20 protein-coding genes and 1 tRNA gene are annotated in these 15,807 nt (G+C 36.9%); 3 read left to right on the forward strand and 18 right to left on the reverse strand.

The window, feature by feature from the left end; translation table 11 throughout:
- Nucleotides 1–36: 36 nt before the first annotated feature.
- From uvsE to HCJ54_RS13245, 4 genes are all read right to left on the reverse strand, one after another.
- Nucleotides 37–906, reverse strand: a complete 870-nt coding sequence (gene uvsE / locus HCJ54_RS13230) for a UV DNA damage repair endonuclease UvsE (RefSeq protein WP_244966956.1) — start codon at nt 904–906, stop codon at nt 37–39.
- A gap of 277 nt (nt 907–1,183) precedes the next feature.
- Nucleotides 1,184–1,762: a hypothetical protein gene (locus tag HCJ54_RS13235; protein ID WP_187137983.1), complete on the reverse strand. Its 579-nt coding sequence runs from the start codon at nt 1,760–1,762 to the stop codon at nt 1,184–1,186.
- Between the two features lie 79 nt (nt 1,763–1,841).
- On the reverse strand, nt 1,842–2,081 hold the full coding sequence (locus tag HCJ54_RS13240) for a hypothetical protein (RefSeq protein WP_187137984.1): 240 nt from the start codon (nt 2,079–2,081) through the stop codon (nt 1,842–1,844).
- Nucleotides 2,082–2,266: 185 nt separating this feature from the next.
- A tRNA-Arg gene (locus HCJ54_RS13245) sits at nt 2,267–2,338 on the reverse strand.
- 202 nt (nt 2,339–2,540) lie between these two features.
- Here HCJ54_RS13245 and clpP point away from each other — a divergent pair.
- A complete protein-coding gene (clpP, locus tag HCJ54_RS13250; protein WP_036062063.1) occupies nt 2,541–3,134 on the forward strand; it encodes an ATP-dependent Clp endopeptidase proteolytic subunit ClpP in 594 nt (197 codons plus the stop codon).
- 54 nt (nt 3,135–3,188) lie between these two features.
- On the opposite strand, the gene HCJ54_RS13255 is transcribed toward clpP, so the two are convergent.
- From HCJ54_RS13255 to HCJ54_RS13305, 11 genes are all read right to left on the reverse strand, one after another.
- The gene (locus tag HCJ54_RS13255; protein WP_187137985.1) at nt 3,189–3,938 is read right to left on the reverse strand and encodes a LytR/AlgR family response regulator transcription factor; all 750 of its coding nucleotides are present in this window, start codon (nt 3,936–3,938) and stop codon (nt 3,189–3,191) included.
- Between the two features lie 16 nt (nt 3,939–3,954).
- On the reverse strand, nt 3,955–4,848 hold the full coding sequence (locus HCJ54_RS13260; protein ID WP_187137986.1) for a sensor histidine kinase: 894 nt from the start codon (nt 4,846–4,848) through the stop codon (nt 3,955–3,957).
- Nucleotides 4,849–5,439: 591 nt separating this feature from the next.
- Nucleotides 5,440–6,048, reverse strand: a complete 609-nt coding sequence (locus HCJ54_RS13265) for an accessory gene regulator B family protein (RefSeq protein WP_187137987.1) — start codon at nt 6,046–6,048, stop codon at nt 5,440–5,442.
- 14 nt (nt 6,049–6,062) lie between these two features.
- The gene (locus HCJ54_RS13270; RefSeq protein WP_185410356.1) at nt 6,063–6,644 is read right to left on the reverse strand and encodes a hypothetical protein; all 582 of its coding nucleotides are present in this window, start codon (nt 6,642–6,644) and stop codon (nt 6,063–6,065) included.
- Between the two features lie 246 nt (nt 6,645–6,890).
- Nucleotides 6,891–7,616 carry a LytR/AlgR family response regulator transcription factor gene (locus HCJ54_RS13275; protein WP_187137988.1) on the reverse strand — a complete coding sequence of 242 codons (726 nt, stop codon included), beginning with the start codon at nt 7,614–7,616 and terminating at the stop codon, nt 6,891–6,893.
- On the reverse strand, nt 7,613–8,179 hold the full coding sequence (locus tag HCJ54_RS13280) for a sensor histidine kinase (RefSeq protein WP_187137989.1): 567 nt from the start codon (nt 8,177–8,179) through the stop codon (nt 7,613–7,615). The genes HCJ54_RS13275 and HCJ54_RS13280 overlap by 4 nt, the downstream gene beginning before the upstream one ends.
- Nucleotides 8,180–8,524: 345 nt before the next feature.
- Nucleotides 8,525–9,406 carry a hypothetical protein gene (locus HCJ54_RS13285; RefSeq protein ID WP_187137990.1) on the reverse strand — a complete coding sequence of 294 codons (882 nt, stop codon included), beginning with the start codon at nt 9,404–9,406 and terminating at the stop codon, nt 8,525–8,527.
- Between the two features lie 13 nt (nt 9,407–9,419).
- Entirely contained in the window at nt 9,420–10,253 is an 834-nt protein-coding gene (locus tag HCJ54_RS13290; RefSeq protein ID WP_187137991.1) for a hypothetical protein, read from the reverse strand.
- A gap of 12 nt (nt 10,254–10,265) precedes the next feature.
- Nucleotides 10,266–11,252, reverse strand: coding sequence for a sensor histidine kinase (locus tag HCJ54_RS13295; protein ID WP_187137992.1), 987 nt, complete (start codon nt 11,250–11,252; stop codon nt 10,266–10,268).
- Nucleotides 11,249–11,419 (reverse strand): hypothetical protein, encoded by a 171-nt coding sequence (locus HCJ54_RS13300; RefSeq protein WP_187137993.1) that lies wholly within the window; start codon nt 11,417–11,419, stop codon nt 11,249–11,251. Before HCJ54_RS13300 ends, HCJ54_RS13295 begins: the two co-directional genes overlap by 4 nt.
- 21 nt (nt 11,420–11,440) lie before the next feature.
- Nucleotides 11,441–12,148, reverse strand: coding sequence for a hypothetical protein (locus tag HCJ54_RS13305; RefSeq protein ID WP_187137994.1), 708 nt, complete (start codon nt 12,146–12,148; stop codon nt 11,441–11,443).
- A gap of 323 nt (nt 12,149–12,471) precedes the next feature.
- Between HCJ54_RS13305 and HCJ54_RS13310 the strand changes: the two genes are divergently transcribed.
- Nucleotides 12,472–12,639, forward strand: coding sequence for a hypothetical protein (locus HCJ54_RS13310; RefSeq protein WP_187137995.1), 168 nt, complete (start codon nt 12,472–12,474; stop codon nt 12,637–12,639).
- A gap of 36 nt (nt 12,640–12,675) precedes the next feature.
- Here the strand turns inward: HCJ54_RS13310 and HCJ54_RS13315 are convergent, their stop codons facing one another.
- Nucleotides 12,676–13,248 carry a zinc metalloprotease gene (locus HCJ54_RS13315; protein WP_187137996.1) on the reverse strand — a complete coding sequence of 191 codons (573 nt, stop codon included), beginning with the start codon at nt 13,246–13,248 and terminating at the stop codon, nt 12,676–12,678.
- Nucleotides 13,245–13,862, reverse strand: a complete 618-nt coding sequence (locus tag HCJ54_RS13320) for a hypothetical protein (RefSeq protein ID WP_187137997.1) — start codon at nt 13,860–13,862, stop codon at nt 13,245–13,247. Before HCJ54_RS13320 ends, HCJ54_RS13315 begins: the two co-directional genes overlap by 4 nt.
- A gap of 207 nt (nt 13,863–14,069) precedes the next feature.
- Here HCJ54_RS13320 and HCJ54_RS13325 point away from each other — a divergent pair, with 207 nt between their 5' ends.
- Complete coding sequence (locus tag HCJ54_RS13325; protein WP_187137998.1) at nt 14,070–14,549, forward strand: hypothetical protein; 480 nt, start codon at nt 14,070–14,072, stop codon at nt 14,547–14,549.
- A 192-nt stretch (nt 14,550–14,741) separates the two neighbouring features.
- Here the strand turns inward: HCJ54_RS13325 and HCJ54_RS13330 are convergent, their stop codons facing one another.
- Nucleotides 14,742–15,740, reverse strand: coding sequence for a WxLIP family cell surface protein (locus HCJ54_RS13330; RefSeq protein WP_187137999.1), 999 nt, complete (start codon nt 15,738–15,740; stop codon nt 14,742–14,744).
- Nucleotides 15,741–15,807: the final 67 nt, after the last annotated feature.

Genomic DNA, 15,807 nt, shown 5'->3' on the forward strand with positions numbered 1-15,807 from the left:
ATTTTATCATGACTTGGCGCATCCGTAAACCTCCATTCATAGCTTCTCCCGCAACGCCAAAACAGACTGCTCCTTGCGCTTCGCCTCAAACATAATGTCCACATCCCGCCCACCGAGTAATCCCATTAACTGCTGAAAATCCTCCAGATGAATCAAATCATGATGCGACCGGTCTGTAGCACCCGTTTTTCCAGAACTAATATGCATTTTTGGCGTCGTTTTCCACGTTTTAAAAACATCCGTCACTATTTGCGCCACATCCGCGTCTGGCTCATGATTACAAATGTGATGATGAATATCAAAACAAACCGTTGCCCCCGTTGCCTTCGCAATCCCCAAAACATCATTCGCCGTATACGTCTTATCATCATTTTCAAGCCGTAAAAGCCGCTTAATATCATCCGATAAGCCGTTATATGCACGAATAAAGCGCTCACTTGCCGTTTTCTTATCCCCATAAGCCCCACCAATATGCAGAATCATGTCTGTACCACCGACCAAATCCAACAACTGCTGGTGATACGAAAGTTCCGCAATTGCCTTCTCCACAACATCCCCACGCGGCGAATTAATAATCGTATACTGCCCAGGATGCATCGACAACCGCATCCCGTGAAGCTCCCGCAATCGGCTAATCTCAGCCGTCAAAGCCAAAATATCCGCATCCCGCTGCCAATCCCACGTCATAACCGAATGCGACGCAAAAGGAATCAAATCACTCGACATCCGGAAAAAATAAATCTCATGCGCAATACTCCACTCCAAAACCCGAATAACCTCCGCCAAATTATGTACCGCTATCTCCTTCACCTTTTCCAGCCCCTGCTCCTCGACCGTCCGCAACCGACACGTCCGAAACTTCGAAGGCATCGACATATTAATACACGCATAACCCAATCTCATCATTCCACCCCATTCGCACCCCATCATAATAAAAAAGCAACCATTCTACCAGATAAAGTGGTTTTGATGGTTACTCTTTCTTCTATCTGATTACAGTCTTGATTAATTTAACATAAGAATCAATACAATCCACTATTTATTATTCTTTTTAGGATTTACAAACCATAAAATTATTAAAAAGATAAGAGTTAGTATAGCCATAACCTACGCTGATATATTACAGTATACTGACAATAAGAAAATAATAACAGAAAACACTGTTAAAAATATTTTTTAAGCATTATTGATATTCAGAACCCCAAACTAAACTAGCTGGAACAGGAGATGGCGTTGAGTTAAAGACAATACCGCCTGGACAAGCGCTTAAAACTACTCCTAAAGTAGAAACAACTTTTCCAATTAGAGATCCAGGAATCCAGATTCCTCCAATTGCTGCTCCATTGCCAATCTTATGGACAGTTGCTTTTTTCACCCATACTCTTAACCCCCACCAGTAAACTTTAACCGCATTTTTACCTTCAATATATTTCGTTCTCTTTAAATGCTGAGGTTCATTGGCAGATTTTTCAGTAATGGTGACACCTTGGCTATCAATAGTAACATCCATATTTTCAGTGCTAATCATTTCTTCAGTTAAAAGGTTAGCATTATTGATTTTATCGTGTAATAAATTAAATTCTGTTGAACTCAACTCTCGCTTTGCATCATCTTTAATCGAGAATACCCCTGTTTCTACATTCAAAACTACATATTGATCAAATTTCAAAACTTGGCCCTCCGTCAAAACCTGCTCTTTATTAGTTTCTCCAACCATCTCGGTTTCCTCTGCTGACATTAATTTAAGCTCTCTTTTTTTCATTACCCTCACTCCTAGTTTATATTTACAATAATAACATAATTTTAACCATATAACGATGGATATGTATTCACGCTATCATTTAAAAAGTCTCAATGCGATCGATGTATATCTTTTCTTTCTCACCTGAATCCCCCATCCAATTCACTGTACCTGAATATATATCTTTCGCCGAGTTCCTTGATATACCAAACTTGGCGCTCCAATCATTATTATGTCCATCCCATTTATAATCCGAACTTCCAAAACTTAATTTGTACACAAAATATCCACCTACACAAATAAATAAAATTATTATGACTCTCAAGATTCTCTTACTCATATGTCCACCACCTTCCGTTAAATTAATGTTACATAAAAACAATAATTACGAAAGCGTTTTTAATAGTAGGTATTTCGTAAAAAGGCCAAATATCATTTCCATACAAAAAGTCGTTATTCTGCATATAAAACTTGTCATACCAACAAGTTAACGCAGTTTAACGACTTCTTTTGTTTACTCAATTATGTCCTCGACAGGAATCGAACCTGTATTTTAAGCTTCGGAGGCTTACGTGCTATCCGTTGCACCACGAGGACGAATTATTAATGCACTCACAATCAATAATTATAGCGGAAAACTCCCAATTACACAAGCTTTATCTTACATCAAAATTTCATTCAAGCCTTTCGTTTGACCTAGTTTGACCATTCGTGTAATATAGAAGCATCAAGTAAGAAATAAAAGGCAAGAAAGACATGCTTTTTAAATGAAATATACCTAAACAGGAGGGTTTTTATTATGAATTTAATTCCAACAGTAATCGAGCAAACTAGCCGTGGGGAACGCGCTTATGACATCTATTCCCGCTTACTAAAAGATCGGATTATTATGTTAGGTAGCGCCATTGACGATAATGTGGCAAACTCGATTGTTTCGCAGTTGTTGTTCCTAGACGCACAAGATCCTGAGAAAGATATTTTCCTTTATATCAACTCACCAGGTGGTAGTATCTCTGCTGGGATGGCGATTTATGACACAATGAATTTCGTAAAAGCGGACGTTCAAACAATCGCGATGGGTATGGCTGCATCGATGGGATCATTCCTACTTACAGCTGGTGCGGACGGCAAACGTTTTGCACTTCCAAATGCTGAAATCATGATTCACCAACCACTAGGTGGCGCACAAGGTCAAGCGACAGAAATCGAGATCGCAGCTCGCCACATTCTAAAAATCAAAGAACGCATGAACACCATTATGGCTGAACGCACAGGCCAACCAATCGAAGTTATCTCACGCGACACAGACCGTGACAACTTCATGACAGCAAGCGAAGCAAAAGAATACGGCCTTATCGATGATATCGTAGTCAATAAAGCTGGTCTAAAATAAGCAGAAACTCCCGAAGCACCTCTTATCACAGAGATGTTTCGGGAGTTTTTCTTGCTATTTACGACCATCGATAAAGTCACGAAAATCCCTGCTAGCCCTCGAAGACAACAAACATATCTCCCCATTTATCATCGTAATTTCGCCAGTCACATAATTGACCGATTCGATTTTGTCCGTGTTGACAATAAATGCTCGATGTGTCTTGTAAAAGCGCTCATCAAAGCTATCTTCCAAGTTCTTGATTCGTCCATAAAATTCGATTTGCCGATCTTTCCCATGCAAAATAAGCCTCCGCGCCTTGCCTGAAATTCCTAAAAACAGAATATCATCATACGGTTCATGAATCACTTTTTCATCCGATTTTGTCGTAAAGAACTTGCCAACATCTTTGCGCTCCCTGCTCACCCGTTCCTCTACACTTTTCATACAATCAAAAATCCGATTGCGCACTTTGTCGAAATCGTCCTTAATAATATAATCCATTGCTTCGACTTTATATGTAAAAGTTAAGTAACTAAGTTCTGCATGCGTAGTAATAAAAACGATAAACCCTCTTGGATCATATTCCCTGATTTTCTGCGCCAACTCCAAACCATCAAGCCGCGCATGTTTCAAGTCTACATCCAGAAAGTAAAGCCCCATACCCTCGCCGCCAAATTGCACGTAGGATAATAGTTCTTCAGGATCACCTGTGGATAAAGCAAGTTCCATATCAAAATTCTCAATCATAATATAATTTTCGACATGCTTAATAATCTCATCTCTTTGATTATCTTCATCCTCACAGATAAAAACCTCTATCATCTCCTCACCCTCCAAGTTAGCCTATTTCTAGTTCCTGCACAAAACCATGTTGCGTTACCTTCGTGTCTAGGGATACATTCGGATATTTCTTTAACGTCTTTTTCAAAGTGGGTAGCCCGATTCCGCGATTTTCCCCCTTGGTTGAGAAGCCTTCCTCGAAAAACTGATGAACAGGCGGCGAATCCTCTGGTAAACTATTAGCAAAAATGAGTACAATCGCTTCTTTTTTCTGAATAATTGCAACACGAATCGACGGATCACCAGTACCAATAACAGCCTCGATCGCATTATCCAACAAAATTCCAGTAACACGACACAAGTCAATGCTATCCATATTGATATTATCAATCACCTTATAAACTTCCACTTGCGCATCCACGCCCATTTCCTGAGCACGAATCATCTTAGTTGCAAACAAGCCTTTCAGTTCAATGACTTCCAGATTCCGAAGCGTCGAAAGTTTGGAAATATTAACCTCCATATCCGAGTTCATCGGAATAACCTTCGTCCGGAAATAAACGCTGAGCCCATCCATATCTTCATTCGAAATAAAACCATTGATACCAGACAAGATGTTCACATAATCGTGACGGAAAACCCGCATGTCTTTTTGAAGCGCTTCAAGTGCGCCAACATATTCGCGGAGTTGGCGCATTTGTAAAGCTTGAGCTTCGACTTTGGCGTTTTTAATTGCGCTCTTTGCAATGACCAATAAAACTATACTCATTATTATCGCATAAATGATAAATACTAAGGCGTTAGATCTCAACACATTATCTGTAAAACCAGCTTTTTCGCCCTGCCAGATATAATAATAAAATAAGCCTACTGTTACAGCACTGACTACAACCACAAGAATTAGATGTCTTCCTTTAAAAATTACTTCCTTATTAATTCTACCTAAAATCATATCAATTCCTTTTAGAATCACACAAGCATATGCAAATATTATCATACTAGCAATAATTGGTTGTGAATTATAAATGGATTTTGCAGTTATACTAGTTAAACCATCTGACAAAACTATCACAATAAAGGCCATTGTAACACTAATCAAAGACAACCATACCTTCTTTGTACTCAAAAACAGTACAATGAAAAAGACTAACATCATATAGATGATGGCAATATAGCTATAGATGAGAAACAATGGATAGGCAGTAATTGACAGCCCAATAACTAAACTAATAAGTATTTTCCAAGATAATCTAGTTCTACTTATAACCTGAATCCCTACAAGCAAACAGAGAACCTGGAAAACATTGACTATTAATAATTCCATACAAGCTCCTATCATATTTAGAGTATCTTAACTAAATTATAGTCTAAAATACTCTAATTTACAACATAAGCCTGTTGTTGTTATTACTACATATCTTTAGTTAACAGTATATTTGGGGTAGGTGGTTCATATGAATACAGTAAGCAGCACTGTTGCACAGATTTTTCAGCATACTTATTTGCCCTTTTCTCTATAAATTCCATAATCTTTAATTTTAATTTATCTAGGCTCAATCTCATAATTTTTATATCTCCTTTTTAATAATTTATACGTCATTGGATGTATAGCAATGACTTGGTAACAAGCACCTAACAGTATTAAAGTCTTTGCCACTTCTACAGGGATAAATACGAGTGTCATTAAAATAAAAAATGTGTTTAAAATAGATTTTCGCCTCAAAACGTGTCTTTTTTGAGCGTTAAAAAGCGGCATATTTTCAGTATCCGAAGGTGAAAATAACGCAATATTCAGTAAAATGAAGGCGCTTATAGACATAATTATCCAATCGGACAACTGCACTTCCTTCACAAAATACGGCAATACCACAAACATCACAACACTTGTAATTGTACACCCCAAACTAGTCTTCGCATGCAAGCCAAACGAATGCCTCCGAATGAACAAGTATGAAAGATGTACAACTAATGTCTGCCATATCATCCCAAGCAAGGCAGCGGCAAGGTATACGGTAATTCCCTTCGTCACGTTCACTAAAAATATTTCTACACCATACTTCACAATCGCAAATCTGTCTTCATCGACTTCCCTATCACGGAAAATCGTTCTGGTAATCTTTGCTGCCATATTGGGGACGGTCAAACTAAACATGCCAATTCGCCTCCCTATTCATCGAGTGCTAATTCCCAGACAGAGACCAGCGAAATTTCACTGGCCCTATCCGAATTAACGAACTCTTCAATTTCTACCCTATCATTCGGTATTTCATTCTCATTCAATATTTTCTCTATGTTTCGTGTTACCATTCCGTCCTGGGAGAGAAGATTGCTCTTCCCTCTCAGCAGCGGCTTACTATACAGCGCCTCATCCCGATAAACAATCATGTACAGCTTGTCGCGATTAAGTCCTACTAAAAACCGGTTATCACTGATTCCAACGTGCCTCGTGATGCTATCCAAAAAATAGATGTATCCACGATATGTAATCAACATTTTATATTTTGGCTGATGGCTTGATACTGGAAACTGGTCCAAAAAGTAGTCTTTTCTATTTATATATTCACATCCAAGCTTTGAAAATACTGCTAACATGAGACAATCCCACTTCGAATCCCCACTATTACGGTCTACTAAATTAATTTTAGCCAAAACGGGGCTAAAAAATTGCAAATCACGCACGATTTCCTTTTGGAAAAATAAGCATGGTTGTGTGCTAGCCATTTTTGCTTGAACAAACGGTTTCATCATGTCATGATCTACTCCTTTCAGCGTCGAATAATGGGACTCAATCTGCTCATCTCGGTAAGCCTTATTTCCATAAACTTATTATACGACAATAATTCATCATTTTTTCTATTTGGTCGTGAACGTCGCGATTTCGTTCGTAAACGTAAAAAAGAGGTCATTTTTAAGTAATTAATATAACTTTTCATTGATTTACCCCAAAAAAAAGGGATGAAAAAAAGCTGCAAAACTCTGTTTCATCCCTGATTTTTATTTTTTTAAACCTTTTATTTTTCTTGTGGACACCATGCATTTTTCTCCATTAACCATATGAATGACATTTTTATTCGTATCAACTTCTAAGATGTGATCTTGATTCACCAAGAATGCGCGATGTGTTCGGTAAAATCGATCGTCTAGCTCAGATTCCATTTCTCTTAATTTTCCATAAAACTCAATTTGGCGGTTTCTACTGTGTAATATTACTTTATGTGCACGCGGAGAAGTTTCAATGAACAGGACATTTTCTAGCGGCTCGTGGATAATTCGATCATCTATTTTTATCGTTAAGTATTTGCCTTTGTTTCCGTGGTTATCAATTCGTTTGCTAACACTTTCCATACATTCGATGACACGTTTCCGAATATTATCGTAGTCGTCTTTGATGATGTAATCCATAGCTTCGATTTTGTAGGTGAATGTTAGATAACTCATTTCCGAATGGGAAGTAATAAATACAATAAACCCTCGCGGATCGGTTTTTCTAATTTCCTTTGCTAGTTCAAAACCGTTAATTGTTTGTGTTTTTAAGGCGACATCAAGGAAATACAGACCTGACTCTTTCTTTTTCTTGCTTGCGTCTAGTAGTTTCGTGGGATTTTCCTTTGCAAGTAGAACGCGCATATCTTGATGTTCGATGGTGATGTAGTCTTCGATATACCCCACAATTTTATTTCGCTGCATTTCGTCGTCTTCGCATATGTAGATTGGAATCATTGGGTTAAGTCCTTTCTATTTGTGTATTCGGAAAGCTGATTTTTGTTGTTTATTAATACTTGATTTAGTGGCTTAATTGTTTCTTGAAAGTAATTTTTAAGGAGAAGTTGATCGCCTTTTTCAATGTAACCGTGTAAACTTGCTAAAATATTAATGTAGTCGTGGTTGAAGTCGCTCATCTCATTTGAAAGTTTTTCAAGAGCTAGTGTGTATTTTGTTAGTTGCTCTTGCTCCATTTTCTGCTTTTCTATGTTGATTCGTGCCTGATTAATCTTTGAAAAAACAAAGGTTGTCCCCACAATCATAGCCAGTAGAATCACAAATATAATCCCATTAATAAAGCCCACTTCACTTGAAGATTTGTACAATGACTGAATATAGATAAATGAATACACGATAAACACTGTAATTACTATAATAGATACAAGTACGTATGCATTTTTATTTATTGTTCTCACATATGATGTGCTTCGAATTAAGCGGCTAACTACCGTCGAAACGATATAGGTCAATATTGGAAAAATAGCGCAATATACTATATTAGCCAAAATAATATTCGTCAATATATCATAATTCCATATCCATTTTGTTAAACTAGATATAACTCTAAAGATCATATCTACAGGATAGTAAGTTATTCTGACTAAAAGAAGAATTGTTAGTAATGGTGCTGCAATACAAACAAGCCAGCGTCTCTTTTTCCACCTCAGTATTAATATGAATAAAACAGCTATCTATAGCAATTGGCACATAATATTGTATATAAGGAAATACTATGTCCCCACATATCCCTAACAGTGCTCCTACTATGAAAATACTTTATTTGCTAATATGTTCACCGAAATCACAATACAATATATTTGGGTAATAATTATCATATGTTCTGAATTCATATTTTTCCCCCGATGCTAACAGATGTTATCCATGTTCGATGATTCGAAATTCTGTAAAGGTTTAATCGTTTCACTAAAATAACGATCTAATGAATCTATATCACCGTTTGTAATGTATCCTTGAATACTAGCTAAAATATTAATGTAATCATGCTTAAATAGACTCATTTCGCTATATATCTTCTCTAAGTTATACGTATAATCATGTAACTGTGCCAATTCTTGTTTTTGCTTTATTTGTTCAGCTCGCGCATTTTCAACCTTAGTTATAATCACAAATACAATACCAATTGCTAAGAGTAGAGCTATAAATATAAAAACATATAGCGCACCAGTTTCAATAGGGATCCCTAAAACATTCTCCAGATGAATGAGAGTATACATAATTACAATAGTTAGTAAGAGCAAAGCTACTATCACATACTCACTATCTTTCACTGTATTTTCAAATTTATTTTTATGTAATATCCCGCGAATACCGAGAGCTAGCATATACGCAATTGTAAGGCATGGTGTTATAAACACTATCATTGCAAACACAGCATCGAATAGGCTAGTACTATAATCTTGACTGTTTAACCCCAAAACATTGAGCGCAAATACTCCAACTACATAATTACCTATAAGGAGTACTATTTGAGCCACTACAACACACATAAAAGAGTTAAGCCAACGAATGCCTTTCCATCTCAAAAATAATACCAGCACTCCCAATGTATATATTTGTGAAAAGTACTCTATCATGCTTAGGAGAATAGGACCTCCAAGTGCCATAATAATTGTTATTATGACTATATCTTTTTTGGATAAAACTTTCTGAGCTAGAACATTAGTAACGATTACAATACCAAATATTTGGTATGTTCCCGCCGTAAACAGCACTAATAGTGAATACATAAAAATCTCCTGTCTATTTTGATAGTCGTGTTTTATTAGATTCTATTTCTCTAGCTAGAGGAGTAATTGAGTTTTGAAAATATTCCTCTAGCTTTTGCTGATTTCCGTTGTTTATATAACCGTGTAAACTCGTTAAAATATTAATGTAATCATGCTTAAACGTGCTCATTTCAATATACATATGTTCCATCCGGCTCGTGTAATCTTTTAAATGATTTAGCTCAACTTCACGCTCTTGGTTTTCTATATGACTCTGTATAATTTTTGTGACTACAACAAATACAATACCTGTTAATACTGAGAAAGTAGTAAATAATATCGTAAAGATAGTAAGGATATCTGTAGGAAACTCATATAAAGAACCTATATAAATGAAAATATAAATAATGACAATCGTCACTACTAAAAGAATTAACACAAGGTAGTTGCTCTTTAATCTCGTGAAAAATTGGGCAGCGATAAAAATATACAACAGCATAATCGCAGACTGAAAGGCGGAATAAACAAATGGCGTATTCATCAATAGATCTTGATATTCTACTTGTAGCATGATTGTAGACCAAATAATAGTATAGTCACTCACAATCATAATTAGCAGACTTGTAATAGGAGCAACAATAGCCATAAACCAACTTGCTTTTTTAAATCTAAGAACCGCCACTAGTACACCAATAGCGTAAATTAATGCAAAGTACTGAACCGTCGCAAGTAGTATCAGGCCACCAATTGCCAATATAGTTCCGACAATAAGAACTTCGATTTTTGATAAGACTTTTTTCAATAGTATGTTTGTTCCAATCGCCAAGATAAACATTTGACATGTTCCAGTAACTATAACTGCTAGCATCCCAATTTCCCCCTACTGCCTAATAACCAACCCTTGCATAAACGCTTCGCCTTCCAGCACTTGCGTATCTAACACAACGGATGGATTTTTATTCAGAATTCCTCGCACGATTGACAGTCCCAAGCCACGATTCTCCCCTCTTGTTGAGAATCCTTTTTCAAACATTTGATGAATCTCTGGCATGTTTTCCGGCAAGCTATTTTGCACCAACAGTGTCACCGTATTCTCATTCTTTACAAAAGCCACTTTCATAAACGCGCCTGATTGCCCTTCGCTTGCCTCGATTGCGTTATCGAGCAAGATTCCGACAATCTGACATAACTCCACTTTATACATCGAAATCGTCTCAATCGGTTCCACGATTTCCAACTGGGCATCGATTTTCAGCTCCTGTGCACGCATCATTTTAGCCGCTAGTAAGCCTTTTAACTCCAAAACATGCATATTCTTAATTTGCGATAACTTGTATTTATTATCCACCATGCTCTTGTTCACCGGCATGATATTCGCGTCGAAATATGCCGCTAATTCCTCCATTTGACCATTCGAAATCAGCGTTTCCAAGTTCGCCAACACTTCCACATAGTCCTGCTGGAAATGCACCACATCCGCCTGCAGTTGCTCGACATTCGCCACGTACTGCTGCAGTTGCACCATTTGCTCCTCCTGATTCCGCTTTTGTGCCTCTTTCAAATTCGCGCGATACACCTTCACCAACACCAAGCAAATAATTCCCAAATACACCGCGAAAAGAATCTCCGTCAGATAAAGTATCGTTTTCGGGAACCGATATGTACTAGACATGTAGAGCGTCAACTGCAAAATCACCGCGGTCACGATAATAATTCCAATTGCTAAAAATATATAATACCGCTGCGTTTTGGAAATCCTCACCCGTTTTTTCATCAAGAACATCATCCCGATAAATAGCACCACACACGCCACCGCAATAAGTATGATCCAAATAAAAACACTGTTACTACTAAAAATACTCATCATTCTCCGCTGCCTCCAGTTTCTCTATTTATATATAACGGCAAAATCGTATCTTCAAAATACGCCTGCAGTAATGTGTCGTCGCCCTTTTCGATATAACCATTCAAACTCGCCAAAATGTTGATATAATCATGCCGAAACGTATTCATGTCGCTGTATAGCTTTTCCATCGATGCTACGTATTCCTCTAATTACCGCTTTTTTAACGCCTGACTCTCCGCCTCTGCCTGCCGTTCGCTGGTTTTGAGGATGAGCATGAAAATCATGGCGATGGATAGGAAGTAGATGAGGAATAGGATGGCATTTGAGAACACAATTTCATTTGCAAATTGATAGGTTGATTCTAAATAAATGTGCAAATATACAATAAGAATCGTGACAATTAACGTAATAAGTAGCATTACTTTATTTTTAGTCGCTATTTCTCTAATTTTCTCGCTAAATATTATTTGGGCACTTACTTTATAGAATAAGTAAGTCACGATTAGCCAAGATATATAGATAGTAAGATAAATTTTAGGGTTAGAAATGTTTTCTTCTACGGTTGAGTGAAATAGCATGAGTGCCGAAGAATTTATGAAATAATCCACTGCAACGAGATAGACCAGGCATATAAATGGCAAACTCAGCGACAATAGCCATGTGCCTTTTTTATATCGTATTGCAAATATCAACACGCACATCGTGAATACTAACGAATAATATTGCACGTAATAAAGCAATAATAGTCCACTTATCAATAAAATTAAGAATAGGATAATCAAATATAATTTTGAGAAAATTCTCTTGCTGAAAATCTGAATTCCCATAAGTAAAGAAATGATTTGTACGCTACACCCTAATACTGCTGATAGAAAATAGGTTTGAATCTCTTGCATGTTGGTCTCCTTTTCAATCATCGAATCTCCTAATTATATAGGTATATTGGCAGGTTCGCAATACTTTTTTATGCAAAGAATTGGCGTTCAAGATGGAAATAAGGTCATTCAGGATAGAATCAGTCACAGCGCATATTTTCGTGCTATGATTATTTTAACTGAGCAATGACGCGCGAATCCCATTCAATAAATGAATGTAGCTAACCGTATAATATACATTTTTTATAATAACACAAAAAAGGGACGAAAAACCAAATTTGTCGTGAACGCTTGGTTTTTCGTCCTGAACGCGATTCTTTTTCAAATTTTTGCTAGAATTTTAACATAAAAGGATGGGATAGTCGATGCGAAATGAAGTGGTTGATTATTTATTGGGAGTTTTTACAGGAGCGATTATGTTATTTTTAGTTGGGTATTTTTTGCTAGGGGAGCGTTTTTCGGTTGCTGTTATTATTTCTGTTGCATCTTTTCTCATTTTGAGTGCTAGTTTTGTCTTCAAATATAGAAAATGAACCAGCACCTAGTCGTTAAGTGCTGGTTTTATATTTCTACTTCACTGCAATTGCTGCTCCTACCTTATCTTTATTGGATGGTTTTGAGGCTTTTAATGCATCCCCACCGTAGCCGTACATGATATTTGTGTTATTGTTCGTATTATATAAGTCTTTCAATCCTAGGGTATGCCCAATCTCATGTGTTGCAACCGCTTGTTTTTGAGCATTCGTCAACTTCACCATAAGGTAGATATTATACTTGATATGCCATTGAATAATTTTATAATCGTCAGTGTAGTAATACGACGTTGTTACGGCATATGCTGATGAAAGCGGATCATTATTTGTGTTGATGGTATTTATTGATTTCGCGACTTTATTGGAAATTTGATAAATACCGGTTTCTCGCCATCTTTTTGCTCCTTCGTTAGTGATATCAACATACGCGCTCGGAATTGCCAGCGAATAGGTTGTCCAATCGGATGTTCGCTTGGCTAAATGTGTACCTTTGATAATGTAACCTGCCGTCTCACTGCCAACATTACCAACAACATGGGCCTTGGAAGCTGGGCTAAAAATCGTCATGAGTAGGATAAATATCAGACTAGTAATGTAAAATTTCTTCATTCCTTCACATCCTTTTCAAGTTGCAATTGGAAGGCTTCTGTATCTAAGACTTGCGAATTATTAGCTGTTTCTTCTTGTTTCTCAATGATGTTTTCGTCTAGGGCACTAATATCCTTCTTCTCAGGTAAGGTTGGCTCCGTGTCACCGAATTTTAACGTCGCGTCTCCATCAACAAAATAAGTTCCATTCACTTGACCTTTAATCCAAAATGTCTTGCCATCTCCTGAATCCATCAGCATCAAAATATAGGTTTCGCCCGATTGGAATAGAGGATAATCTTCAATCTCCATGCCTTCTTTACCTTCTTGTAAAACATAGATAGCCTCATTACTTTTCTTACTCCCTGTGTAGACTTTTTCTATTGAACCTTCAAATTTTGTTTTTGCAACAATATTATTTCCGCCCTCTACAATATCGTTTACTTTTCCAATTTTAACTTCTGCAATTAAATCTGCTTCCTTAATTGCCTGATCATACGTAACATCCTCAATCGATGTATGCACACTGGCTTTTAGTTCGCTGTTTGGTTTAGTAGCCTCTTCAGTCTTCTCTTTGCCACATGCAACTAGAGCCAAACAGCTTAAAATTAGGATCCATATCTTCTGTTTTTTCATGCAAGCACTCCTCTTTGTCATTATTAATACGCTTTCATCTTAACATACTTTAAGCCTGCAAAACGGATTTTATCGTGAAATGACGTTTATTCATCTTAAGCGCTTCCAAATTAGTGATACCAACTATTTTCTTAGTTTCCAACAGATGAAAAAACTATTATCTCATCTCCCGGAAAATACACTTCTCTCGCTTCCAGTCTTGGAGAATTGGAGAACACCTCGCCAATTATTGTAGAAGTTGTTAAAAATGACGAAAAGCAAACCGTAACCAAGGAAAGTGAACAAAATACCATGCCTACCGAATTTTATACCATGAGCGGAGTCACCATAAAGAACATACAAAAAGATGCCACCAATACTTTAAAAATTAGTGACAAGATTAAAGTTATGGAGGATGTAGCGACAAATGTTCCAATTGATAGAAAGAAGATAACGCTGACTCTGGATTATTACAAAAAAATGGAGATAGGAAAATCTTATTACCTCTACCTCCGTCACAGTACGTCTGGTGATAACTATGTCCCGTCAAACGCATTTTTGAGTAAGTATCCTGTTAGTAAAGTACCTAAGAACGAGCTTTTCTTAGCTGAAAACAACGCAATCTATCATTTAGAAAATACGGATTATCAGGATTTATATGCGGATTTATACGCGAAAATATTACAGCAAAATGAAGAAACAGAATAGCACAATGATACCTATAAAATGGACACTTCGAAAAAAGTTCATGATATAGGCATTTTTGGTTTACTGAAATCCCCCTCCCTATAATGGTTGCCTCTATTCATTATCGCTATCGACGGAATCTCAAAAATGGCTCCTGCACAATACAGAAACCATTTCTTACACATGCCCTTGACATAGCATACCAATTAGGGTTTACCTTCTTTTCCCTATTCTATATGCGATGAATCCGACGAGTAATACGACAAGTGATGTTCCAACGATGTATAGCCATATTGGGATGCCTGTTTGCTTCAAGTTGATAGCTTTGTCGTTGAATATTTTTGCTTCTTTGGCGGTAATTGTAAAGTTTTTTTGTAACTTCCAGTTTTTCTCTTTCCCTTTTGCTTCAATCACTACTTTATATTTTCCTGGCTTGAATTTTTGATTGTCCCATTTGATAGCATAGTCAAAATTGGAATTTGGCGCCATTCGTAAATTTTTAGTTGATTGTTGTTTGATTGGACTTGTTTCTCCTTGTTTGTAGACACTTGCTGTTATAAAGAGGTCTCCAAGTATAGTAGCATTCGGGTTTTTTAAGGTTGTGAAAATAGTGTTTTGGCCTAGTATTTGGCCTTTTTTAACGCTTGGTAGAGTTAGGTCTGGCGCTATTTTAGTTCTGTTTTCTTGTAATACCACGCCTATTGTGTAGGAATAGCGATTATCGACTTGAAGGCTATCTGTTTTTTTGGTTAACGCCTCTTTGTCTTTTTCCATAAAATGAAGCCCACCGAGAATCATACCATTATAAGGTTTTTCTGGCATTTGGATAGTGAATGCTGCGTTTTTGGTACTATTTTTTGGAATGATAATAAGATTTTCTGTTTGGACAATACTCCTAAATTCCGTTTTTAAGGTATTGTCTATTTTGGGATTGGGATTAGTGTACTCGATGATACCGTTACTATTTGTAATCGCAGTATTGGCGTTTACTTCTACTTGAATCTCTTCATCTTTATCATTTTTTATCGCAACTTGGATGGTTTGTTTTTGATTGGGTTTCATCAGTAAGTCAAAATAAGTATGTAGCTGATTGATTTGATTTTCTGGGAGTAATGCTTGGACGGAAAAACTGAGTTCAGAGGCGTTAGCTCGCGTTGGCATGATTAAGATAATTGTCAAAAGGAACAATATGACTAAGCTTTTTATTTTCAATTCGGATGCCTCCTTTCTGCTTGTTAGTATTTATGTTGGGGCCGTGATTTACAACCCCAACATGTGG

The organism is Listeria grandensis (genome assembly GCF_014322885.1).
Taxonomy (GTDB): domain Bacteria; phylum Bacillota; class Bacilli; order Lactobacillales; family Listeriaceae; genus Listeria_A; species Listeria_A grandensis.

Bases quoted from the DNA above. Each gene is read 5' to 3' on its own strand.
- uvsE (WP_244966956.1), bottom strand. From the start codon at position 906: ATGATGAGATTGGGTTATGCGTGTATTAATATGTCGATGCCTTCGAAG.
- HCJ54_RS13235 (WP_187137983.1), bottom strand. From the start codon at position 1,762: ATGAAAAAAAGAGAGCTTAAATTAATGTCAGCAGAGGAAACCGAGATG.
- HCJ54_RS13240 (WP_187137984.1), bottom strand. From the start codon at position 2,081: ATGAGTAAGAGAATCTTGAGAGTCATAATAATTTTATTTATTTGTGTA.
- clpP (WP_036062063.1), top strand. From the start codon at position 2,541: ATGAATTTAATTCCAACAGTAATCGAGCAAACTAGCCGTGGGGAACGC.
- HCJ54_RS13255 (WP_187137985.1), bottom strand. From the start codon at position 3,938: ATGATAGAGGTTTTTATCTGTGAGGATGAAGATAATCAAAGAGATGAG.
- HCJ54_RS13260 (WP_187137986.1), bottom strand. From the start codon at position 4,848: ATGATTTTAGGTAGAATTAATAAGGAAGTAATTTTTAAAGGAAGACAT.
- HCJ54_RS13265 (WP_187137987.1), bottom strand. From the start codon at position 6,048: ATGTTTAGTTTGACCGTCCCCAATATGGCAGCAAAGATTACCAGAACG.
- HCJ54_RS13270 (WP_185410356.1), bottom strand. From the start codon at position 6,644: ATGATGAAACCGTTTGTTCAAGCAAAAATGGCTAGCACACAACCATGC.
- HCJ54_RS13275 (WP_187137988.1), bottom strand. From the start codon at position 7,616: ATGATTCCAATCTACATATGCGAAGACGACGAAATGCAGCGAAATAAA.
- HCJ54_RS13285 (WP_187137990.1), bottom strand. From the start codon at position 9,406: ATGTATTCACTATTAGTGCTGTTTACGGCGGGAACATACCAAATATTT.
- HCJ54_RS13290 (WP_187137991.1), bottom strand. From the start codon at position 10,253: ATGCTAGCAGTTATAGTTACTGGAACATGTCAAATGTTTATCTTGGCG.
- HCJ54_RS13295 (WP_187137992.1), bottom strand. From the start codon at position 11,252: ATGATGAGTATTTTTAGTAGTAACAGTGTTTTTATTTGGATCATACTT.
- HCJ54_RS13300 (WP_187137993.1), bottom strand. From the start codon at position 11,419: ATGGAAAAGCTATACAGCGACATGAATACGTTTCGGCATGATTATATC.
- HCJ54_RS13305 (WP_187137994.1), bottom strand. From the start codon at position 12,148: ATGATTGAAAAGGAGACCAACATGCAAGAGATTCAAACCTATTTTCTA.
- HCJ54_RS13310 (WP_187137995.1), top strand. From the start codon at position 12,472: ATGCGAAATGAAGTGGTTGATTATTTATTGGGAGTTTTTACAGGAGCG.
- HCJ54_RS13315 (WP_187137996.1), bottom strand. From the start codon at position 13,248: ATGAAGAAATTTTACATTACTAGTCTGATATTTATCCTACTCATGACG.
- HCJ54_RS13320 (WP_187137997.1), bottom strand. From the start codon at position 13,862: ATGAAAAAACAGAAGATATGGATCCTAATTTTAAGCTGTTTGGCTCTA.